The 23,169-nt window shown below is 37.1% G+C and carries 26 protein-coding genes; 5 read left to right on the plus strand and 21 right to left on the minus strand.

What is annotated here, in order from left to right; all coding sequences use genetic code 11:
- Positions 1-9: 9 nt before the first annotated feature.
- Genes OC533_RS04910 through OC533_RS04945 form a run of 8 tightly spaced genes read right to left on the minus strand, consistent with a single transcriptional unit; the run spans position 10 to position 7,338 of the window.
- On the minus strand, positions 10-789 hold the full coding sequence (locus OC533_RS04910; RefSeq protein ID WP_003760936.1) for a flagellar basal-body rod protein FlgG: 780 nt from the start codon (positions 787-789) through the stop codon (positions 10-12).
- Positions 786-2,009, minus strand: coding sequence for a flagellar biosynthesis protein FlhF (gene flhF / locus OC533_RS04915; RefSeq protein ID WP_003770884.1), 1,224 nt, complete (start codon positions 2,007-2,009; stop codon positions 786-788). Before flhF ends, OC533_RS04910 begins: the two co-directional genes overlap by 4 nt.
- Positions 2,010-2,030: 21 nt before the next feature.
- Positions 2,031-4,106, minus strand: coding sequence for an FHIPEP family type III secretion protein (locus OC533_RS04920; protein WP_003765567.1), 2,076 nt, complete (start codon positions 4,104-4,106; stop codon positions 2,031-2,033).
- Positions 4,107-4,152: 46 nt separating this feature from the next.
- Complete coding sequence (gene flhB, locus OC533_RS04925) at positions 4,153-5,199, minus strand: flagellar type III secretion system protein FlhB (RefSeq protein WP_003770881.1); 1,047 nt, start codon at positions 5,197-5,199, stop codon at positions 4,153-4,155.
- A 15-nt stretch (positions 5,200-5,214) separates the two neighbouring features.
- Entirely contained in the window at positions 5,215-5,976 is a 762-nt protein-coding gene (locus OC533_RS04930; protein WP_003724417.1) for a flagellar biosynthetic protein FliR, read from the minus strand.
- Positions 5,977-5,978: 2 nt separating this feature from the next.
- Positions 5,979-6,251, minus strand: coding sequence for a flagellar biosynthetic protein FliQ (locus OC533_RS04935; protein WP_003718817.1), 273 nt, complete (start codon positions 6,249-6,251; stop codon positions 5,979-5,981).
- A 12-nt stretch (positions 6,252-6,263) separates the two neighbouring features.
- Positions 6,264-7,031, minus strand: coding sequence for a flagellar type III secretion system pore protein FliP (locus OC533_RS04940; protein ID WP_003760928.1), 768 nt, complete (start codon positions 7,029-7,031; stop codon positions 6,264-6,266).
- Positions 7,024-7,338, minus strand: a complete 315-nt coding sequence (locus OC533_RS04945; RefSeq protein WP_003765560.1) for a hypothetical protein — start codon at positions 7,336-7,338, stop codon at positions 7,024-7,026. The genes OC533_RS04940 and OC533_RS04945 overlap by 8 nt, the downstream gene beginning before the upstream one ends.
- Positions 7,339-7,709: 371 nt before the next feature.
- Here OC533_RS04945 and mogR point away from each other — a divergent pair, with 371 nt between their 5' ends.
- Positions 7,710-8,630: a motility genes transcriptional repressor MogR gene (mogR, locus tag OC533_RS04950; RefSeq protein ID WP_194319989.1), complete on the plus strand. Its 921-nt coding sequence runs from the start codon at positions 7,710-7,712 to the stop codon at positions 8,628-8,630.
- A gap of 20 nt (positions 8,631-8,650) precedes the next feature.
- Positions 8,651-8,860 (plus strand): lmo0673 family protein, encoded by a 210-nt coding sequence (locus tag OC533_RS04955; protein WP_003721793.1) that lies wholly within the window; start codon positions 8,651-8,653, stop codon positions 8,858-8,860.
- Between the two features lie 40 nt (positions 8,861-8,900).
- On the opposite strand, the gene OC533_RS04960 is transcribed toward OC533_RS04955, so the two are convergent.
- From OC533_RS04960 to OC533_RS05010, 11 genes are all read right to left on the minus strand, one after another.
- Positions 8,901-9,323: a DUF805 domain-containing protein gene (locus OC533_RS04960; protein ID WP_194323271.1), complete on the minus strand. Its 423-nt coding sequence runs from the start codon at positions 9,321-9,323 to the stop codon at positions 8,901-8,903.
- 143 nt (positions 9,324-9,466) lie between these two features.
- Positions 9,467-9,877 (minus strand): DUF805 domain-containing protein, encoded by a 411-nt coding sequence (locus OC533_RS04965; RefSeq protein ID WP_070753500.1) that lies wholly within the window; start codon positions 9,875-9,877, stop codon positions 9,467-9,469.
- 1,180 nt (positions 9,878-11,057) lie between these two features.
- Entirely contained in the window at positions 11,058-11,486 is a 429-nt protein-coding gene (locus OC533_RS04970) for a hypothetical protein (protein ID WP_185311508.1), read from the minus strand.
- 35 nt (positions 11,487-11,521) lie between these two features.
- Positions 11,522-12,403 (minus strand): hypothetical protein, encoded by an 882-nt coding sequence (locus OC533_RS04975; protein ID WP_194323270.1) that lies wholly within the window; start codon positions 12,401-12,403, stop codon positions 11,522-11,524.
- A gap of 860 nt (positions 12,404-13,263) precedes the next feature.
- Positions 13,264-13,440, minus strand: a complete 177-nt coding sequence (locus OC533_RS04980; RefSeq protein WP_003724412.1) for a DUF2188 domain-containing protein — start codon at positions 13,438-13,440, stop codon at positions 13,264-13,266.
- Positions 13,441-13,457: 17 nt separating this feature from the next.
- Entirely contained in the window at positions 13,458-14,342 is an 885-nt protein-coding gene (locus OC533_RS04985; RefSeq protein ID WP_185481775.1) for an SDR family oxidoreductase, read from the minus strand.
- A gap of 257 nt (positions 14,343-14,599) precedes the next feature.
- Positions 14,600-15,370: an ABC transporter permease gene (locus OC533_RS04990; protein ID WP_003760909.1), complete on the minus strand. Its 771-nt coding sequence runs from the start codon at positions 15,368-15,370 to the stop codon at positions 14,600-14,602.
- A complete protein-coding gene (locus OC533_RS04995; protein ID WP_194323269.1) occupies positions 15,363-16,298 on the minus strand; it encodes an ABC transporter ATP-binding protein in 936 nt (311 codons plus the stop codon). The genes OC533_RS04990 and OC533_RS04995 overlap by 8 nt, the downstream gene beginning before the upstream one ends.
- A 112-nt stretch (positions 16,299-16,410) precedes the next feature.
- A complete protein-coding gene (locus OC533_RS05000) occupies positions 16,411-16,788 on the minus strand; it encodes a DUF423 domain-containing protein (RefSeq protein ID WP_033533299.1) in 378 nt (125 codons plus the stop codon).
- Between the two features lie 9 nt (positions 16,789-16,797).
- Positions 16,798-17,061, minus strand: coding sequence for a DUF5327 family protein (locus OC533_RS05005; RefSeq protein WP_194323268.1), 264 nt, complete (start codon positions 17,059-17,061; stop codon positions 16,798-16,800).
- Complete coding sequence (locus OC533_RS05010) at positions 17,058-17,621, minus strand: maltose acetyltransferase domain-containing protein (RefSeq protein ID WP_185561107.1); 564 nt, start codon at positions 17,619-17,621, stop codon at positions 17,058-17,060. The genes OC533_RS05005 and OC533_RS05010 overlap by 4 nt, the downstream gene beginning before the upstream one ends.
- A 173-nt stretch (positions 17,622-17,794) precedes the next feature.
- On the opposite strand from OC533_RS05010, the gene OC533_RS05015 reads away from it, so the two are divergent.
- From OC533_RS05015 to OC533_RS05025, 3 genes are all read left to right on the plus strand, one after another.
- The gene (locus OC533_RS05015) at positions 17,795-18,661 is read left to right on the plus strand and encodes a Cof-type HAD-IIB family hydrolase (protein ID WP_194323267.1); all 867 of its coding nucleotides are present in this window, start codon (positions 17,795-17,797) and stop codon (positions 18,659-18,661) included.
- 25 nt (positions 18,662-18,686) lie between these two features.
- Positions 18,687-19,502: a pyridoxine/pyridoxal/pyridoxamine kinase gene (gene pdxK, locus OC533_RS05020; protein WP_003760896.1), complete on the plus strand. Its 816-nt coding sequence runs from the start codon at positions 18,687-18,689 to the stop codon at positions 19,500-19,502.
- A 62-nt stretch (positions 19,503-19,564) separates the two neighbouring features.
- Positions 19,565-19,873, plus strand: coding sequence for a carboxymuconolactone decarboxylase family protein (locus tag OC533_RS05025; RefSeq protein WP_185505354.1), 309 nt, complete (start codon positions 19,565-19,567; stop codon positions 19,871-19,873).
- A 50-nt stretch (positions 19,874-19,923) separates the two neighbouring features.
- Here OC533_RS05025 and OC533_RS05030 read toward each other — a convergent pair whose 3' ends face one another.
- Complete coding sequence (locus tag OC533_RS05030; RefSeq protein ID WP_262265233.1) at positions 19,924-22,413, minus strand: LapB repeat-containing protein; 2,490 nt, start codon at positions 22,411-22,413, stop codon at positions 19,924-19,926.
- A gap of 280 nt (positions 22,414-22,693) precedes the next feature.
- The gene (locus OC533_RS05035; protein ID WP_003770845.1) at positions 22,694-22,975 is read right to left on the minus strand and encodes a transposase; all 282 of its coding nucleotides are present in this window, start codon (positions 22,973-22,975) and stop codon (positions 22,694-22,696) included.
- Between the last annotated feature and the right edge of the window lie 194 nt (positions 22,976-23,169).

Raw genomic sequence — 23,169 nt, forward strand, 5'->3', positions numbered from 1 at the left:
GCTAGGTCGTTACTGACGAATTAATCCGGTTGCTTCTTTGTCGTATACTTTGTCAAACATATTCACGACATTTTTTGAAGCTTGTACCATACGCTGGTTATCCATCAGTTGTACCATTTCCACGCCTAAATCGACATTGGACGTTTCCAGTACACCGTTTTGAATATTCCCTTGTCCAGCTGGTAGATTCATGGTGTTTATTCCATTGACGTGAAGTCTTCCTTCTCCGTCTTTCACTAAGCTGTCCACTTGATCGGCTGAAACAAATTTTGTTCCAAGACGTCCCAAGTATTGATTAGTTTCTGCATTATATAGATCACCGTTTGCTTCGGCTCGGATAGCTGTTTTTTGGCCAACTTGAATCGCTTCTCCTGTTGAGCTGAGTATATTGGCGCCATCTGCCGTCCGCAAAAAACCAAATTGATCAGTATGGAACTGTCCGCCTCTTGAAAGAGAAATCTCACCATTTTTGGCAGTAATGAAAAAATTACTACCTTGTTCTGGATTTGTGTCTTGCATAAAGAAATCTCGGTCGCGGTTCGTAATATAACTTGATCCAGCCGTTAAATTAATATGTGTCGCCGCTGGTCGAACGCCGTAATCAATCGTTCCAACTTGCCTAGCGACAGGACTGTTCTGATAGTTCACCTTATTCCTAGAAATAACTTCACTTGTGAGCTGATCAAATTTAAAACCTGGCGTCTGCGCATTTGCCACGTTATTAGAATGAACCTGAATATGTTGCATATAGTTCATCATTCCAGCTGCTCCAATGTATAATCCTTTCATTCCAGTACCTGCCTCCTATCCGTCCCAACAAATCGTTCTGCCAACCAACGACTTTTTGGTCTGAAAATATTTTCGGTTATATTTTGCCCGTCAGTCATATAGAGTACCGGCAAATTCGTTTCTTGCATTACCGTGTATAAATCACCAATTCGGGTCGTTTCATCCATTTTTGTAATAATAAAACCATCGATTGGAATTTCTGCTAGTTTTGGTAAAATCGTCATCACATCAGCACTTTTCATACCAGAAGAAAATGTAAAACAAGTTAAATCTGGATGAACAACATTCGTATATGCAGCGATTTCACTCACCGATTCCTCCGCCAAATAGTTCCTGCCAACCGTATCAATCAAAATATGATCCACACCGCTAACATACGTCATGTACTGCACAGCTTCTTCCAGTTCAGCAGGGCTTGTCGCAACAATGAGTTCGACGTCAAGTTTATCCGCGTAACCTTGGAATTGTTCTACCGCACCCGAACGGAAAGTATCTGTTGTGATAAAACCAACTGTGCGATTTTGCTTCAAAAGTTGCCAGCCTAGTTTTACAAGTGTCGTCGTTTTCCCAACACCAGTTTGCCCAATTAAAGAAATAATTCGGTGGTTGCTTAAGTCAAATGAATCTTCCACCGCTAATTTTCCTGATAAATACGGGACGAACCAATCGGTAATATCGTCTAAATGAGCTGTTTCCACTTGCTTAAACTGTTTCCGTCCCGCCTGCATAAAGTCCGCCACATACGTATCGCTTATTCCGCGGCTCTTCAAAAATTTCACGAAATCACTGTTTTGCTCGCGTTCCTCACGCATTTTTACAGCAAGCTCGCGGTTTAATGCCGCCAGCTCAAGGCGCATAGTTGTAAGCTCTTCTTCTTGCGTTTTACGTTCTTCAAGGAGTGGCGTTGACTGTGCAAGTTCCGCCCCCGCAGCAAGCATCTCTAGTAGTTTTTCTTTTTTTAATAAATCGTCCGTTTTTGGTCTCGTTTTCACAACTGATTTTTGAAAGGTTTCTTGGAAGTCCATTCGACCATCTGCTATCGCTACTTCGCTCATAATGACCGCCGTCACTTCATATTGTTTCTTAAAAATCCCAAGCTTTGTGACACGTTCATCTGTAATTTTATATGGCTCGTTCGTCACTAAGCGAATTTTTTTATGTATTTCTCGCTTGGAATTCGCCTTAAAAATTTCCATCTTTTCCACTAAATGTTTTCCCATTTCTACGGATTACCTCCCTCATCAAGTTGGTTCAATCAACGCAATTTGCTCCACTTCCGTTTCCGGCGACAGTTCACTAATAGAGAGCACCGGTACATCCAATTGATACCTTTCTAGAACTCGTACAAAGCCAAAACGAAAATCTTTCCGCCTTGTTAAAATGACTGGTTCGCGTCCAGTAAGTTGCGCTTTATTTACGGTATCTCTAACTTTTTGGATGATTGGCAGTTCTTTATCGAGCGCCCAGTTCAGCGCGTAGCCATAATACGGCGTGTTAACAATTTCCGTATCCATTTCAATCGAATCTTGTAAAAGTAGCGCGTAAATTTTGCCATCTTGGTTTTTTGCTTGCTCACAAATGACTTTTGAAATCCGCTCTCTGACAAAAGCTGTAATTCCATCAAGATCATTCGGATAAATTGTTTGTCCGTCAATAATTCCTTCGACAATCGTTGGTAAATCACGAACTGAAATACCTTCTTTCAAAAGTTGTCTAAGTACCCCTTGAATCAACGAATAATCAATTTCTTTTTTCTTAATTTCATCAATTAAAATTTGGTTTTCATCAGCAAGCCCGTCAATTAAATCTTTAATTTGTTGGCGCATCAGTAGTTCATGTAAGTTTTTCCGTAAAACGACATCCAGATGGGTAATTAAAATACTCAGCGGCTCAAGCACCTGATAGTTTTTCATTTGCGCATCTTCCAACTCTCCCGGCAAAATCCAATAACCATCTTCCCCGAAAATCGGATCCTTCGTCGGCTCAGCGTCAAGGTCCATCATCACGCCTGGTGTTTTTAACGCTAATAAATGTCCTGCTTTTAAAACCCCGCTCGCAACCGCAACACCTTTTACTTTAATTTCGTATTTTCCGCGCGGCTGAAAACTTGTATTATCTTTAAAATTAATCCCAGGAACGCCAATGCCTAAATCTTGTAAAATCGATTTTCGCATCAAGACGACTTTATCTTTTGCCGTTTCACCATTCATTTTTTGTTTCACGAGTGCCGCGATATTTAAGCCGAGTTCGACCACCACTGGGAATTTCTCGCGTGCTGCCCCAAATGCTTGATTGTGTTCCGCTTCAGCAGAGCTTGTTTCCGACTGGATAAGCTCCATTTCTTTTTCCAGTTCCAACTGTTCTTTTTTCTTTAAATTAAATTGCGTACGGTAACCGATAATACCAAGCACAATCCCAATTCCGACAAAAGGAATCGCAGGGAGTGGGCTAAATACGCCCATTAAGATAAACATTGCAGCAAGCGTATATACAACCACCGAGTTTTGCATTAATTCTTTAAAAATTCCGACCGCAACGTTATCATCCGAGCCATCAAATACTCGAGTAACAATAACCCCGGCTGACATCGCCATTAGTAGTGAACCGATTTGGCTCACGATACCGTCCCCGATAGTTAACTCCGTATATTTAACCGCAGCCTCTCCGAATGACAGTCCGCCTTGAACCATTCCGACAATTAAACCAAAAACGATATTGACAACAGCTAGCAAAACGGTAAAAAGAACGTCCCCTTTTACAAATTTCCCAGCTCCGTCCATTGCCCCGTAAAATTCGGTTTCCATATTCAAGTATGCGCGTTTTTCTTTCGCTTCCGGCTCTGTAATCAAACGTTGATTCAGATCCGCATCAATCGCCATTTGTTTACCAGGTAAAGCATCAAGCGTAAATCTGGCAGCAACTTCAGCTGTCCGCGATGAACCATTTGCCACAATAAACTGAAAGACGATTAGAATAATAAAAATTACAATCCCAACAACAAAATTACTGCCAATAACAAAGTTCCCGAACTGTTTAATTACTTGACCCGGATCTCCTGTAGTTAAAATCGCCCTCGTCGTAGAAATATTAATCGAAACACGAAATATCCCCATCAAAAGTAGTAAAGACGGAAATGACTTCAATTCATTCCAATCTTTAATTGATGTGGCACGCATGTAAACTAACACTGAGAACGCCAAGATCGTCACAAGCACTAAATCCAACACAAATGGAGGTAATGGCACAATAAGTGCAATAACAAACGAGACCGCAATCAAGATAGCAAAATATTTTTTTATAGCACCTAAATTCCCCATTTTGAAACCTGCCTTTTCTAAGTTTAGAAAGGTCGCTCATATGTTGTTAGAACTTGATTTTGTCTGCGTCCATCAATTCTTTCATCACTTCAATAACATCTTTATATAAATCTTCTTGTATGTATTCATCTGGATTCGTCGTATAGTAAATACTTCGCGCCAGTTGTCTATTCGTAATCATCGGTACCCCGTCCGTATCCGCCACCTGTCTTATAAACAGTGCCAGCTCATCTTCCCCTTTAACGAGCAATTTTGGCGCATGGTCTTTTGTTTTGTCATAGCGCATCACGACCGAGATATGCGTCGGATTATTAACGACAAAAGTTGCGTCCGCCATTTTTTTCGTAATCGAACCTTGGAGAAGACCCCGTGCAATGCTTCGTTGGCGTTGTTTCACTTCCGGGCGCCCTTCCGAATCCTTCATTTCGTCTTTAATTTCTTGCTTTGACATCCGTAAGCCTTTTTTATAATCGTAGCGTTGGTAAAAGAAGTCGAGCAGCCCAATTACTGCGATTACTAGGAATAAAGCTAGAAATTCATTTTTGAATAAAGCGAAAATTTGACTGAGTGAGTAGAGCCAATTTTGTCCAGTGTAACTAATGAGTGTATCTAAGTGATCCCGAAAGCCAATGTAAGCCACATAAGAAAGTAATGTGATTAGAAGTAATGCTTTAACAACCTCGACAATCCCCTTCACACTAAACACACGCTTAAAATAGTTCGCCGGATTCAGTCGTTTGAACTGAGGTTTCACAGCCTTCGCGGAAAACAAAATCCCGACCTGCACCCCGTAGTTCATTAAACCGAAAATAACCACCATCACCATGACAGGCATTAGCACTTTGCCAAATTCCATTAAATAAAACAAACTATAACTTTCCATGCTAGCAAGCTTCGGCGGCTGTTTTAAAAGAGCAACAAATGCTTGGATCGTGTTTTTAATAAACATTTCTCCAAAAAAATAAAGAAGCCCAGCTACAATCAGCAGTGAAAAAGCATTATTAAGTTCTTTACTTTTCGCCACATTACCTTCGTTTCGAGCTTTCTTAATGCGGCGCGGCGTTGCTTTTTCCGTCTTATTATCCTTCGCCAAGCTTTTTTCTCCTCCCTATTTTTTCAGTAAATAATCAAAAAACGACACATATTGTTGAATCATCTCATCTGTCAAATTTTTAAAAACTGTACTCAAGATAGGAACTGCGCACGCAAGGATGAAAATCCCAAACGTAATTTTTATAATAAACGCATTCATAAAAATATTGATTTGCGGAGCGCTCTTAGAGATAAAAGCAAGAATGATATTAACGATAAAAATACTACCCATAATCGGAAGTGCAATCGAAACCGCTGATGCGAGCGCAAAACCAAGCGTCCCAAGCAGCAAATCAATAAACCCTTTTTCAAATAAAATCGAAACCGAAGCCGTAAATTCAAACGATTTCATTAAGTAATAAATTAAGTAATCCATGCCTTGAAGTGACAAGAATATCACTACAAAGAAAGTATCTAAAATCGCAGCAGTAATCGAGTTTTGCGTCCCGTAAGAAGGATCAATCAAGTTTACTTGCGAAAATCCTAAATCATAATCAATCATAAAACCGGCCATTTTTGGAATTACCGCAATAATTTCCACCAATTTCGCCAGTGCTAATCCAAATACCACTTCAGACGTTACCCGGAGTAGCAAATCAGGTAATGTCGTAATACCAGAAACATCGACCCCTGTCGCAACTGGAATAGAGATCGCCATCCCAAAAACAACTTTGACACTGTTCGGAATGTTACGTCCTTTTAAAAGCGGAAAGAAAAATAAAAAACTGGCAACTCGGCTGAAAACAATCACTACAGCAAGGAAAAATTCAAACTCCATGTTTACACCCTAATCATCAGGGGTAATTTGGAAAAGATTCCTACAAATAAATCCGTCATGTGTTCAAACATCCACGGTCCAAGAATAAAGAGCGCCACTACAAAAGCAATAATCTTCGGTAAAAACGTCAGCGATTGGTCTTGAATTTGCATCATCGCCATCAAAATCGCTACCACAATCACGACCACGATACAAATGAGCGACACCGGCAAAATAAGCGCCAGCCCACTATAGAAAAAATCTTGAAAAATTTGCGTAATCGGCGTTAAATTCATTTTGCTACTCCCTTAAAAGTGAATTGTTTGAAAAATCATGTTGGTAATCAGTCCGTATCCGCCAATGAAAATAAAAACAAGAATCTTAAACGGTAAGCTAATGGTCATCGGCGGCACCATCATCATCCCAAGATACATAAGTAGCGTACTAACAATTAAATCTATAAAAATAAACGCCAAGTATATAAACATCCCAGTTAAAAATCCTTGGGTAATCTGTGTCAAAATAAAAGCAGGCATTAAGGCCATAAGAGGTGCATCTTCTTTTTTTGTAACCGGGTCTTCTCCTTCTGCTTTCAACATCATGTTAATATCATGCTTATATGTATTTTCTGCAACATATTTTGTTAGAAGTGGTTGTGTTTCGTCCCAAACTTTTGACGCACTCCACTCTTCTTTTTGCGAGGGTTTATATACATCGTCATACCAAGCTGTAATTAAAGGTTGCATCATAAACAAAGATAAAAATAACGCCAGCCCTACAAGCACTTGATTGGGCGGTAAGTTAGTTGCACCAAGTCCTTGCCTGGTTAAGCCAAGGACAATAATACAGTAAGTAAAGTGTGTGAACATTAATACAATCGATGCAGACAACGAAAGAACCGTGACTAAAACAAAGAGGGCAACACTAGAATTAACCCCGTCTGTCCCATTTACACCAAGAGAATCAAGCCAACTCTCCGCATGAACATTCACGCCGGGCCAAAAGAAAACCAATGAAATTGCAAAAATAACAACAAAAGATACTTGAAACACTCGTCTAGAAGCTATTTTACGCATTTTCCTTAGTCTCCTCTTTCAAAAGTAATTCTCGGAAAAGTGCCTCATTTTGGATATTATTTCCTTTTAATGACACCGTTCGAATATCATTGTTAGAAATAATAGCCAGCACCTTTTCCCCGTCTGCCTCCAGAAGAACTGCACGTAACTGATGAGAGATTAAGAGAGTGTCTTTCAACTTTATTAGGTCATTTTCGCTTTTTCTCGTGCGATTCGCTTGCTTATTTTTCTTAACTAAAAAATAAGAAATTCCAGCAAGTACTGCTAAAAGTACAATAATTTTTAAAAGTGATAAAAAATATTCCATTCAAGTAAGGTAAATTCACCTTTCACTCCCTTCATCAGATTACAAAAATAAATCATTTTTTCAAAATATATATCAATAAAGTGTTTTTTGTAACTGCAATATAAAATTTTACACCAAATCCAGAAAAAATCTATACTTTTTTTAAAAAATGAAATTGTGTGTAAAAATAAAAAAACAGCCAGCGTAACAGCTGTATCAAAGGAAAACTTCTCATTATTCGATTTATATTTTTCTATTTAACTTAAAAAAAGGTTCTTCATACCCAATCCTTTTGACCTACTCGCGTTCCCTTTACACAACTAACATATATTGTTATTATAAAAATAAACAGAAAATCAATAATACTATAGGATAGAGAGGTATGTGATTGTATGCCTAAATCAGAAATAAGAAAATTACTTCAAGAAATCAAAAAACAAGTAGATGAGCCGGGGAATTCATCTGCTACTGAAATTAAAAAAATGGCTTCAGAAGCTGGCATTAACGAACAAACTGCCGAAGAAATCTACCAATTACTCACTGAATTTTATCAAGCCGTTGAAGAACACGGTGGAATCGAAAAATATATGCATTCCAATATTAGTTGGTTAAAAATCGAATTAGAACTACTTTCTGCATGTTACCAAATTGCTATTTTAGAAGATATGAAGGTCCTTGATATTTCTGAAATGCTTAGCCTAAACGACTTGCGGATTTTTCCAAAGACACCAAGCCAACTACAAAACACCTATTACAAACTAAAAAAAGAGCTTATCCAAGTAGAAGATATTCCGAAAAACAAGCCAGGGAGAAAAAGAAAAACACAAAAGAATACTAAAAAAGAAAAAACCAACATTTTCGGAAAAGTCGTTCCAGCTGAATTTAAAGCGCCAACCTCCATCAAAGAACAAATCAGCTACGACAAATCACGCGAAAAAAATCTAGTTGATCTACTTTCCGGCGTCAAAAGCAATGTTCAACTTTTAAGCGAAAATCAAGGTGAAGAAAATAACGTATATGACTTACTTAAAAGCATCTACTCACTCTCTTCCCTTGCAGTACAAAAAGAAGAACTCGACAAAAAATATCAAGATCTTCAAACAAAATATCAAGAGTTGGAACAAGAAAACTCCTACTTAAAACAACAAAATGAAACAATGACAGACTCGTTCCATACACTAGTATTACAAGTAGCTGATTTTGCTTATGCAAGCGACTTAGACCAGATCCAAGCGCTGCCACTTTTCAGTCAGCAACTCGTTGTAACACTTAACCAACTAGATGTTTTCAAAGAAAATTATAAGCAAATGTAAGTTATGAAAGGGGTGTTACGATGTATATCGAGATTTATACAGTAAATGGTGAATCAATTCGTCTTGATGACGACGCAAAAATTAATAACATCAGCATCCACGAATTATCCAAAGCAGACCTAAAAAACCTTTTTAACGAAAAATGTATCGAGTTAACGAAATATGACTTAACTTACTTTATCAATACAAATCAAGTGAATTGGTTCCTTGTAAGCGAAGGAATCCATTAAAAAAACGAGCTAGAATTAATTTCTAGCTCGTTTTTAATATTTAAATATCAAATTCACTATCTACATCACCGTATTGGTTTGGTCCATCACTTTCAAGACACATAAAGACAAACATAATAATGCTACCAACAAACGGAATTAAATCAAGCAATAAGTATAAACCACTTTTCCCTGAATCATGTAAACGCCGAACCATCAGGCTAATTGTCGGAAGTAATATTGCTAGTAAATATAGCCATACAAGAACCATCATAAAGAGCGCCCCACCGCTACTCGCAATACCCGTTCCCCCAAGAGCACTTTCCATAAATATAGAAATGCCAAAAATAAGAGCTAAAAAGTATAATACTGCAAAAATAATAACATTCCAAACTACCACATACCAATACGCTGACCGCGGAGCTCGCCCACTAAAGTTAACGTAATTTTTCCAAAATGACTTATAAGCTTCTAAAAATCCCATATTTCCTCCTATGTATAAAAATTTACTGTTCTTCTATGAATATACGTCCGCACTTACTTAAATAAACTTTTCATATATATATTCATAAAATCCACATATAAATCTATAAAAAAGTTAAGTGTTAGTTTTAGCTCGTTTTTCTTTTAAACCTCTGATTTATGATAGACATCTCCATATTGGTTTGGTCCATCACTTTCAAAACACATAAATATTATAATAATAATGGATCCAACGACTGGAATTAAAGCAAGGAAAGCAAGATAGCCACTTTTCCCAGTGTCATGTAGTCGTCTTACAATAAGGCTCGTTAGTGGGACTATAGTAGCCAACCAGTACAACCACCGTAGACCAACAAGAAAGAACATAACTACGATTCCAGCAAAGCCAATCCCATCTATCATTGATGAAGCGCCAAAAATAGCTGCCATAACACGAAGAGGTACAATAATCATCAGGTTCCAAACCACTACATACCAATATGCAGAACCTGGTGCACGACCACTAAAATTCACATAATTCTTCCAAAATGACTTATAAGCTTCTAAAAATCCCATATTTCCCCCTGTGTAATTAAATTTAGTTATAGCACTAAGGATATACGCCACTTGTATTTTACACAAGGTTAAAATTAAAAGATTCATAAAATAGACACATTTCAACTCACAAACAAAATTAGGACTAATGGCGCAGGCCTTAAAACTCACTAATGGCAAAAATCCATTTCTTAAAAATCCACGAAAAAAACACTTTTAAATTATAAAGTTTCTCGTAGTTCCTAAAAATTAATTAAAAAATAGATACAATTTAATCTTTCAAAGTAATTCGTGGTATGTATAAATGAACGCCGTTTTTATAAGAACGTCTTTTATTGTATGATTTATACTACATTGCAATTTAAACGCCTCTATCTGTGATAAATTCTGAAAGTGGATGCTTTCCCAAACATCCATATCTTTGTTCACTTAGAAAATCCCCAGTGGCATTTATAAATATCAGTAAATGCCGAACACCTCGAACTTTCCCTTGTTTGAGGTGTTTTTATTACTATCTTTTACTAAGTTGTTTTCTTTTCTTCTTTTGCATAAAAAAGGCTCACTAACAAAAGCACTTGTTTTATTTCAAAATATTTTAAGTATTCACTTGCTATAATAAACCCATTTATTTCCTCAACTGTGTACCTCTAACCTCTGTAACATCGCATGTTCCACAACTAAAAATAGCCTTCATCTAATAGTACATTTTTTTAAACATATATTCTTTTATTGAGTGGAAAAAGGACTAAAAAGTTAAAACAGCTATTAACATCAATGTTCCCAGTATGTTAAAATTACTCAAACTTAAATCACCTCTTTAAACTTAAATAAAAATCAATTATGCAAAAAATACATATAAATAACAAAAAATAGATAGGAATAATAAATACAAACATTCCCTCATTAAAATTAATTATGTTTTGGTTCTCCCATGCTAGAAACATAAACAAAATGTCTAATAAGGCTAAACTAGCAATTATTATTTTACGAAGCTGTATACGATTTACAAAATACGCATAAGTAAGTATACACAAACATAAACCAATAATTATATAGCCCGGTAATTGATTATCATCTAGTTTAATGCCAATCCCCCTACCTGTAGCGAAAATAAATGACAACAACCAGAGAATATTAAAACAAGATAAAATAACTAGGGTAGTATAATATCTTTTATTCATATTTTTCTTTCCTCCATTTCTCAGTAATATCCCCGGAAAAGTAAAAGTGGAACAAAGATAGATAATGCTAAAACGATATAAAACCACCACTTACTAAATAGTTTTAAAAACTCTCCCCCTCGAATAAGTGCTACTAATCCACCAATCAAGAGGAGTGGAAAAGCTAAATACATAATAAAAAACATATTTTGTGACAGTACTCCACCGATTGCAGCACCGAGCATTAAAACACCTCCAAGTAGATGGTGCTTACGAACAAACAAAGAACCTACTACTCCAGAAATGGAAAATATGCTCGTTAATAAAATGGATAATAACCAATAACTAAAATCTATATCACCTATATCTGGTATCGTAAATCCCAACATAGTAGTTGCCGCTAAAATTCCAAATATCCCCCCACATAAGCCTAAACAAAACTCTGCAGTTCTTCCTATATTTTTGTTCATTTTTATCACTCTTTCCAATTATTTACCTATGATATTTAATAGGTTCCAACTTTATAAGGTTTAAAATTATTCGTAAATAGATTAGGTAAAGCGTTTGGAAGAATACTTGTTAAAGCCGCAGAAAATCCTTGTATTACATTTGCAGATCCGCTTCCAAAGTAAAAGGATTGGAATACCATTTTCGAGCAGTAATTAGGACCCGTTGTGAGTATTCCAGAAGTAAGCCTATAAGTAATATGGCGATTTTTAGTATAACTATGTGTGCTACTCCAAAATTTGGCGTCTGCATAGTCTGCACACTGCTTAGCCATCGCTTGGTTTGGCATTCGCCATAATTGAATCCATTTCGCAATGTGTGGAGCAGATGAAGCACCTTGTTCATTGGATGTACCAAAAATCCAGTTTTGTTTAGTGAATTGGTGGTTATTATTTGAAATCCCACCTATGAACCAACTTGCGAAATTTTGGCTCCCAGACATTTCTAAAATATAATTATCAGTTGTTGCAATTGCTGCATGCCCAGCTCCACCGCCAACTATTAGTATGTCTCCTTTTTGGATTGCTGCTTTCAACCTGTTTCCGTTAGAAGTAGTACTTCGTTGTTCTATTTTCAACTCAGAATTCGCATGCCCCTCTCCATCAGGAAAAGCACCATAATTATAACTTTCAGAAAACCATTCGTCATAAGAATCACTTGTATTAAATTCACCTTTCAGTGCTGAATAGGTAACCTGGTTTGTTTCATAATTTTCTTTAAACGCATCATAAGGATATTGTTTACTCGCTATCTTTCCCTCTGCTATCCCTTTTTGGTATAAATAGGCAATCTTTTGATCAGACTCTTCCGCAAATACTGTTCTGCTTAAACATTGGCTAAGAAAACAAACACATAAAAAAACAAACAACCATTTCTTCATCTTTTCCCCTCGCTCTCTAGTTTATTTTGCTTACTTATAGAATAGAACCTACTTATTTTGTAATGAATTATGCACAAACGCATAGTAACATGGTATTTATGATTGGTTATTATTTAGTGTTATAAATGATACACTGCAAGAAATACAGAAATACATTTTATATCTAGTACATTTTGGAATAAAACGTATTTATTATTGATTCCGTTAAGGTTCTTTTAGTGTGTGATTTATACTACATTGCAGCCCATTAGATTCAAGCAATGATATATTTTTGAAGTGGTGATTTCCCAAACACCCATATGTTTTGTTTACTTGAATTCCCAGTGGCATTTACAAATATTAGTAAATGCAAAAACACCTCGAACTTTCCCTTGTCCGAGGTGTTTTTATTACTAGTTCTTATTAATTTGTTAGCAATTCTTAAAGCTTAAGTGTTCCATGTATTTTTGGTAAATAGTATTTAGATTAATATTCCGTTTTTCTATTCGTGTTCAATGTACTCTTAGTTCTTTATTCCACTCAATTCTGAGAAGATTTTATCTACTACACTTTTCTGCCCCTCAACATAGCAAATATATTTCCAAAAAAAATACTCCTAGTGGCTGCTAACAACCGCTAAAAGTATAAAAGGGAGTTTAAGGTAAGTAAAGACAATCCACTACAAAAAAGGGAGAAAAAGTAATGGCATTGTCATTGCTTATGGTTATATAATACCCGTCTCACCCAATCCAAACCCTTTTTTTGTATTAAAATTAGATGACGAATTTAACTAAAATGCAACAGAAACCAAACTTCTATCAATAAAAGATTACAACAAAAAAGCACTTGGATAAAAATTTCTTTCCAAGTACTTTTTTAATTTACGATTCCTTATGATTTTTATACCATTCTTCTGCTTTTGAAGTGGCAATTGGGATGGCGCGGCTTTCTGAGTAGCCATCTTTTAATAGCGCGTTGCCGATTTCAATTGCCTTTTCGCGTTCGGTCTTTCTTAGATTTTTCCACGAATCAGGATAATCATTTTTTGTCCACGGCACGACCTCTCACCTCGCTTTTAATTAATAGGAGCTCCGCCAGTAATTCCGTATACTTGCCCAGTCGTATAACTTGCTTCATCTGATGCTAGTAGTACATAAGCGCTCGCAAGTTCCGCGGGTTGACCTGCTCGTCCAAGTGGCTGATTTTGACCAAATTCTGGAATACTATCTTGTGGTTGTCCCCCAGAAATTTGTAGCGCTGTCCAAATTGGACCTGGTGCAACTGCATTAATGCGAATTCCTTTTTCACCTAGTTGAGCAGCTAAACTTTTCGTTAATGAAATCAAACTACTTTTTGTCATTGCATAGTCAACAAGGTGAGCACTTGGTTTAACGCCTTGAATGGAGGACGTTAAAATGATACTTGCTCCTGCTTTTAAGTAATTAAGTGCTTCTTGAATTGCGAACACAACAGAGAAAACATTCACTTCAAATGTGTCACGTAATTGTTCAGCTGGAAGTTTTTGAATATCTAATTGATATTGCTGTAGTCCAGCGTTTAGCACTAGAATATCTAGTCCACCTAACTCGTTATAAGCTTTTTTCACTAACTCTTTCGCTAAACCTTCTTTTCTTAAATCACCCGGTAATAAGACACATTTCTGTCCAGCTTCCTCAACAATCGCTTTAACTTCCTGTGCATCTACTTCTTCATCCGGATGATAATTTATCGCGACATCAGCACCTTCTCTAGCGTAGGCAATAACCGCAGCTCGACCAATTCCTGAGTCGCCCCCTGTTACAAAGGCTTTTTTCCCGGTTAATTTGTTCGCACCTTGATAACTTGATTCGCCCGTATCTGGCACAGGTGTCATTTTACTTTGAAGCCCTGGGTAATCTTGCCGTTGTTTTTCAAATTTTCCCGTATGGTATTTGTTTAATGGATTTTCTTTATTCATCATAAAACCTCCTATATTTTTGCAACGTAACCCATTACTAGATAGGCTACGAAAATTATTAAAATGGCTAATATAAGTATCCACCAAATATTAGCGCTAAGTTTTCGCTTCACTTTTTTATTTCCCATTTTCATTCCCCCCATTACTTTATGTTTTCCCTCCTGTTTTACGCTAAAACGTTTAACATCAAATTGAAAAAGAATTGTAGTAAACATGAAAAAAAGAGAACGGAAACCCGCTCTCTCTTTAAAAAATTTCTATTAACTTCTGAGCCCTCGTCCTTTATTGATTAAATACCAACAAATCGAGTACAGAACGACACTAAATACAACAAGAATGGATAAAGAAATTACTACTGGTACATCTGTAACGCCTAGGAAACCGTAGCGGAATCCGGAAATCATATAGACAATCGGGTTCACTTTAGAAATTGCTTGCCAGATTGGCGGTAACATCGAAATCGCGTAAAATACACCACCTAGATACGTTAACGGTTGTAATACAAAAGTTGGAACAATGGATACATCGTCAAATGATCTTGCGAAAATCCCATTAATAAGTCCCGCAAGTGAAAATAAAATTGCTGTCATTAAAAAGGTAATAATACCAATCGTCCAAGAATGAATGTGAATCGGCACAAACACCATCGAAATAAGCGTAACAAGTGCTCCAACTAGAACACTTCTACCAATCCCACCAATCAAAAAGCCCCAAATAATAATATGGGTTGGCACTGGCGCAACAAGAATTTCTTCAATATTTTTCTGAAACTTCTGCGAGAAAAAGGAAGACGATACATTGGCGTAAGAACTCGTAATAACAGACATCATAATCAGCCCAGGAACGATATATTCCATATAGGAAAAACCGTTCATATCACCAATCCGACTACCAATCATTTTCCCAAAAATAATAAAGTAAAGCGAAGTTGTAATGACTGGCGGCACAAGTGTCTGCACCCAAATTCGCATATAGCGGTTGGTTTCTTTCGCCGCTAAACTTTTTAACGCTGTAAAATATAGATTAAACATGTTTCTCCCCCACTTGATGTTTTTCTTCTGTAATTTTCAAAAACAGTTCTTCCAGGCGATTCGATTTATTACGCATCGAAAGCACTTTAATGCCGTGTTCGCTTAATTGTTCAAAGATATGATTGACCCCTTGATTTCGTTCGACCTCAACAGATAACGTTTGTTTATCTTCAAAAACATGATTATAGCCCGTAATTTCGAAAGTTCCTTCATACGGTTCTAAATCAAAAATAAACGTTTCAAACTGTAATTTAGAAAGTAGTGATTTCATGCTGGTATTTTCAATCAACTCCCCAGATTGAATAATACCGATATTACGACAAAGCATCTCTGCTTCTTCTAAATAATGCGTCGTCAAAATAATCGTCGTACCACTTTCATTCAACTCTCTTAAAAACATCCACATCTCACGTCTAAGCTCAATATCCACTCCAGCAGTTGGTTCATCTAAAATGAGCAACTTCGGTTCATGCATGAGAGCACGTGCAATCATCAAGCGACGTTTCATCCCACCTGAAAGCATCCGCGCACGTTCATTCCGTTTCTCCCACAAATTCGATTGCTTTAAATATTTCTCACTACGTTTAATGGCTTCCTTACGAGAAACACCGTAGTATCCAGCTTGGTTAACAACGATTTGCTGAACCGTTTCGAATGGATTGAAGTTGAATTCTTGCGGCACAAGCCCGATTTGTTGTTTTGCCCGAACAATATCTTTATCTAAATCATAGCCAAAAACGCTCACTTCACCTGATGTTTTATTGACAAGTGAGGTGATAATACCGATAGTCGTTGATTTTCCAGCACCATTAGGACCAAGCAGTGCATAAAAGTCCCCTTCTTCTACCGTTAAATCAACACCGCGCAACGCTTCGACCCCAGTGGAATAAATTTTTCTTAACCCTTTTATTTCAAGTGCATAAGTCATGTAATTGCTGTCTCCTTATAAATTATGATTCCTTTATTTTAGCACTTATTCGCCAATAAGAAAAAACAATCGTCTTCCACGTAAAATAGTGCGAAAAGACGATCATTTTTAATTAATATCTGCTCATCGTTCTTCTTGATACCCCTAAAATTAGCAAGAACCAACCGACGACAAAGCAAACGCCACCGATAGGCGTAATCGCACCTAAAACGGATACTTTGGAAATACTTAACACATATAAACTACCCGAGAAAAAGACAATTCCGATTGAAAATAAAATTGCTGCCCAAGCGTAAAGCCGGCTAGCTTGTTTTTCCATTAATATTCCAACGATTAAAATGCCAACTGCGTGAAACATTTGATACTGAACGCCGGTTTCCCAAGTACTCGCATAACTTCCAAGTACATCTTTTAAAGCATGCGCCCCAAAAGCTCCAAGTAAAACTGCTAACCCTGCAAAAATGGCTCCAGTAATAATTGTTTTCTTCATAGTTACCCCCTAAAAATCAAGCAACGAGTCTCCATTCGCGCCGTCTTCTAACTCTATTTTCTTCCCGTCCATACTTGCGATTTGCGCTGGTTCTGTTGGCTGAATAGCAATCGGTTCTACAGCCGCAGTTGTCTCATCACCTGTTTTTGCAAGTTGAACAAGAAGCATCAAGCCATGCAAATGCTTATCTTGACTTGCTTTTGTTGTTGCTGCTCGTGCTTTCGCTAATTCACTTTCCATTTGTTCAAAAATCTTTGAATCTGCAATAATCATTTTTCCTCAACCTCAATTGTTTTAATAACGCGCGCTGGGTTACCGGCAACGACGACATTATCGGGGAAGCTTTTCGTTACAACTGCGCCTGAAGCAACCACGACATTATTTCCAAGTGTAACCCCAGGATTAATAATTGCCCGACCACCAATCCAAACATTATCGCCAATTTCAACTGGTTTACCAAGCTCTAGCCCACTATTACGTTCTACTGGATCAAGCGGATGTGTTGCCGTATAGATATGAACACCTGGCGCCATCATACAATTATCACCAATATGTACTTCACAAACGTCTAAAATCACACAATCAAAATTAGCGTAGAAATTTTCGCCAACATAAATATTAGAACCATAATCTACGCGAAAATCTGGTTCGACGTAAACATTTTCTTTTGTTCCGCCGAATAGACGCTTAAGCACGCTTTTACGAGACTCAGAATCCATTGTATCGTTAATCTCTCTGCAGAACTTACGCGCACGACTTCTTCCGTGTACAAGCTCTCTGTCGCTAGGATTATACATTTCTCCTGCAATCATCTTTTCTAGTTCTGTCTTCATCCTGACACATCCAATCCACGTTTTATTCTTATCCATTATAACCAAATGAAAGACAGAAATATAGTAAAGTAATCGCATCTCCCAAAAAACTACGCGCAGCTACCTTTTGTGCATTTTTCTTAAAAAAATGATATTCTAGTGAGGTAGGTAAAATTGGGGAGGAATTTAATATTATGATTAAAGTTATTGCTTCAGACATGGATGGCACATTACTTAACTCTGATATCGAGATTGCACAAGAAAACGTCGAGGCAATCGAAAAAGCCCGCGCCAAAGGAATTCATTTCGTTCTTTGTACTGGGCGTATGTATGACGATGCAATGGGGTTAATTAATAAAGCTAATTTATATGCACCAGCTATTTGTATGAACGGTGCGGAAATTCGCGATGAACACGGCAAAATAATTTTGCAACATCCGATTGATAGAAACTTAGCGCGCAACACTTACAATACCTTGACAGAACTTGGAATGTATACTGAATTCTTTACTGACATGGGTCCGATCACAACAGATAAAGCTCGTGGCAAAGAATTTATGATTGAAATGCACAAACGCATCCACCCAGACGTTCCAGCAGAAACTATTATGGATAAAGTAGAAGAACGCTTTGAGTCAAAAGACGTACACGAAATTCCTGATGTAGAACGCATTTTAGGCAATGAAGATTTAACGATTCTTAAATTTATTTCCTTCTCTTCTGATAAAGACATTCTTGCAAAAGCCAAACAAAAATTAGAAAAAGATTCCGAACTATCCGTTACATCTTCTTTCTCTGATAATATTGAAATCACCCACCGTGAAGCACAAAAAGGTATTTCTTTACAATATTATGTAGAAAAATTAGGCGTTACACTTGATGAAACTTTTGCAATTGGAGATAATATGAATGATATTTCGATGTTAAAAATGGCTGGTTATAGTGTAGCCATGGGTAACGGCGAAGAAGAAGTCAAAGAATTAGCAGAACATGTAACACTTTCCAATGATGAACACGGCGTTGCAGCAGCCATTTATAAAATGTTAGAAACAAATGACTAAAGTTTATTTTTAGGAGGAAACACTAATGACAATCAAAAAAACATTAACTATTGCAGGATCTGATTCAAGTGGTGGAGCTGGCTTACAAGCAGACTTAAAAACGTTTGAAGAATACGGCACTTATGGTTTTAGCGCAATCACAACTATTGTTACAATGGATCCAGACAACAACTGGGCGCACGGCGTTACTCCGATTGATGCGCAACTTGTTCGTGAACAACTAAAAACAATCCTTTCTGGCGGCCCTGTTGACGCAATGAAAACAGGAATGCTTGGTTCAATCGATATCATTAAAGCAACTCGTGAAGCCATCGACAAATATGATTTAAAAAATGTCGTAATCGACCCTGTTATGGTTTGTAAAGGCGAAGACGAATTAATCCAACCAGAAAACGCCGAAGCTATCCGCGACCTACTGCTTCCAAAAGCAACAATCACTACACCAAATCTATTCGAAGCAGGCCAATTATCCGGTCTTGGCAAATTAACTACATTAGATGATATGAAAAAAGCAGCGAAAAAAATCATCGAATTAGGTGCTAAATACGTAGTTATCAAAGGCGGAAAAGCCCTAGAAAGCGATAAAGCAATTGATTTACTATACGACGGTAAAGAATTTACTGTTTATGAAGTAGAAAAAATCTCTCCAAGCCACAATCACGGCGCGGGTTGTACTTTCGCAGCCGCTATCACAGCTGGACTTGCAAAAGGTTTAACGGTTGAAGAAGCTGTCGCAAAAGCAAAAGACTTTGTCACAGCAGCTATCAAAGGTGGATTTGCCCTAAACGAATTCATCGGTCCTGTTTGGCATGGTGCTTATAATAAAGCCGAAAATAGATAATACAAAAACCGTCCATTGTTTGGACGGTTTTTTATTATAATAAAAGTTAGGAGATGAGTTCGATGAAAGTAAGTAAATCATTTGAGGTATTTGCAAAAGAAGCTCCTGAAGTACAATCAGCCTGGATGGAAACCGTACATAAGTTAGATGCCGCAAGCAAGCTCGATAAAAAAACAGAAGAACTAGCTTATATTGCCGTTATGGCCGCCACTCGCCTCGAAAGCGGGCTCCCTTTCCATGTGAAAATGGCAAAAACAAACGGTGCGACGCGTGATGAGATTATTAGCGCCATTCTCGTTGGTTTACCGGCTGTAGGAAATACTGTTATAAGCGCCCTGCCTGTTGCTCTGGAAGCATATGATGAAGTTTAATAAATAACTCAAAAAAACTTAAGTGAATTCACTTAAGTTTTTTGTTCTTGCTATTTCTTTCTAAATAGGAACCATGCTCCCAAACAAAGAACCCCACCTAAGATAGCTTTCGATTGTGTATCCCCTGTCCTTGGAAGTTTCGTTGTTTTCTTGATAACAATTTTCTCTTTGGGTTTATGCTTACTAGGCTTAGTAGGCGTCTCAGCTGGATTTTCTTCTATAACAATTGGCGCTTTTTTCGCTTCTACAATATGCACGATAAACGTTACTGGATCAGCTGGGATGCCATCTTCATTTACCGCATTCAGTGTCACAGTATAGCTTCCCGGCGTTTGCCATTTCACTTTATCTGGAGCATCGGAAGTAATAGCTGAGTTATCATTAGTCTCTGCGCGGACATCTTTTAATAGCTCTGTTTCATTTTTAATTATCGTGGAATCATAGGTTACTTCTGGATCCACAGTGATTATTGGCGCTGGACTTTTTAAAATACGGACGATAAATGTTTTCGCTTCCGCTGCCACGCCATCTTCATTTACCGCGTTCAACGTAACTTCATAATCGCCTGGCACACCCCATTTTACTTTATCATTCATATTAGAAACAAGCGGTGAACCATCATTTGTTTGCGCATTTACTGCTTGAAGGAGTTCAGCTTCCGTTTTAGTTACTGTTTTCGGATAGGTTATTTCGGGATCCACAGTGATTATTGGCGCTGGACTTTTTAAAATACGAACGATAAATGTTTTCGCTTCCGCTGCTACGCCGTCTTCATTTACCGCATTCAACGTAACTTCATAATCGCCTGGCACGCCCCATTTTACTTTGTCGTTTATATTAGAAGTAATCGTCGAATCGTCATTTGTTCGCGCATTTACTTCATTTAGTAATGTGCTCCCGTCTTTCGTTACTGTTTTATCATAGGTTATTTCTGGGTCTACCGTTATAACCGGTGCGGGATTTTTGGAAATCTTAATCGTTACAGGAACTGGGTCTGCTGCTTGATTATCCTCATTTACCGCGGTAATAAGAACTGGATAGTCGCCAGGAACACCCCATTTCACATTCGTTAAATCACATTTTATATCAGCTGGAATATCTGTTTTTGCTTCCACATCTTCCAAAAACTCTTCCATTGTCCGGTTCACTGTTTTACTATATTCGATTTCAGGAAGTGCGCTAATGACAGGTTTTTGGAGTGCTTTTATTTTGTATAAAACATCATTTTGGTAGCCTTGCTTTATTTGAATACTTAAATTATCCGCTGTTTCAGATAGTTTATTAGGAGAAGTTACCTCTAATAATTTATATTTATTAGTATTCAAAAGGGAATCATAGGCATGTTTATCCACGTTTTGCACGGAATTATGTAAAAAAGGTTCCGTTATTTCAAATTTACCATCTTGATTGACTTTTCCCGGTGTTGTTACAGTACTATAATCATCAAAAGTAACCGGATTGCCTAACTCATCCTCAAAACGCGTCGTTACTTTTCCAAAAAAAGCAGCTGTCATTTTCGTATCAGCATTATTCACCGGATAGAATTCTAATGACTTTGTAGCTGATGATACAGAAGAAAGACTAACCAAGTATGGATCTGTTGTTCCAGGTTTCCCGTCCACATTCGTATCAATATCAAAACTAACACGGGTTTTAGTAGAAATCCCTTTGAACGGAATAGTACAATTCATTTGGAAAATAGGACCGCCTACAAATGGAGTTCCAACATCATATGTAATCGTTCCGTAATCCACCCCTGCAACACCAACTCTATAAATCTCCTTCACTTCGTCCCAAACTTCAATTTTAATATTTTGCACATTTCCAAGCGGAATGCGTTTTCCAAAAAGCGGATACGATACTAAAATTTCTGTTTCGTAATTCACTTTACTACTCGGCTTTTCATATACTAAAATTGCATGGTATAAATCACCACTTTTTTTAGTAAAATCTTTTATTCCAACTGGTGGCCAGTCACTTGCCATATTTACGTTCAATTCTACACTGCTCGTCCCAATATTTTTAAAATTTTTCGCAGCTCCACTGTAAGAAAGGTTTATAACGTTTTTATCGCCATGAGCCGGCATCACCTGTATTTTAAAACTTGCATCAAAGCTTTTTATAAAAAAAGACTCTGAATCTTCTGTAAAAACAAAGTGCAATGTTGGCGACCCATTAATTTTTTCTACAGTAACTTTACCAACTACTTGTTCGTTAGTTACCGCTGTTGGGTCAACATCCACTTTCAAATCATAGGCTTTCTCTGTAGAGAGTAAAGCATCAGATGATAAAGTAATATTAAAGTAGTCCCCTTTTTGGAAAGAATTCCCTCCAAAAGCTACCTCTAAAAAATAATTGAGCTTTTCATTATAGTTTTCCTTCGCCGTTACGTTTTGACCATCTGATTTATAAAAACTGACAGATTTAATGAGATCATCTCTCTTATTATTACCGTCTGCTTTTGCGGACCAATCCACCGGCACTAAAATTATCGAACAAATTACACTAAGCGCGATAATAATATGTAAAATTTTCTTCAAATACATCTCCTCCTTTGTAGTATGGTTTTATCTGTCTCAATTTCCCCCGTTTTCTTGCGTATCCTTGTATCTAACTAAGAACAATTATACCTACAATGAGTCCCATTTCAGTCCATTAATATAAGCAATCCCATCTTAAATGTGACTAAAAATCAACAAAAAGTATCCCAAAGACAACATTTTCTATTTAAATATAAAAAAACAGCTATTCTCTATTTAAAATTAAGAGAATAACTGCTTTTCTTGATTTCGGTATAACCATTTCATCTCAACACAAAATTCAATCGTTACTAGAAGGATTTTCAAAAACCGCAATCGCTTCTGTCAAAATAGATAACTCTTCCTCAAGTAGTACTCGTTGTTTTTTAAGTTCCTGCGCTTGCAAGATATTTAAGATTTCGTTCGATTCAATATTATCATCATTATTAAATTTTTTTACCCATTTTCCAAAAGTTGAATTAGGGACACTAAATTCCTGACAGATACTATGCTTCGTTTTCCCTCTGCGATATAAAGCAACCAAACTTTTTTTAAAATTCTCGTCATATTTTGCTTTAGCCATAAACCTTCCTTCTTTCTCTTGTTAAATATCATAAAAAAAGATGCAAATAGATCTGTTTTTTTCATTTCTAATATATCAAGTTTTCCTAACATTTTTTCATAAAGTCCTAAAAATAGGACTTCTTCCGCCCAATTTTCTATGCTACGATTTAAAAGTAAAATGGCTGTTAAACTCCTTGGCACACCTCTTAGATG

It is taken from the genome of Listeria sp. Marseille-Q6474 (assembly GCF_946902005.1).
In the GTDB taxonomy this organism is placed as follows: domain Bacteria; phylum Bacillota; class Bacilli; order Lactobacillales; family Listeriaceae; genus Listeria; species Listeria innocua.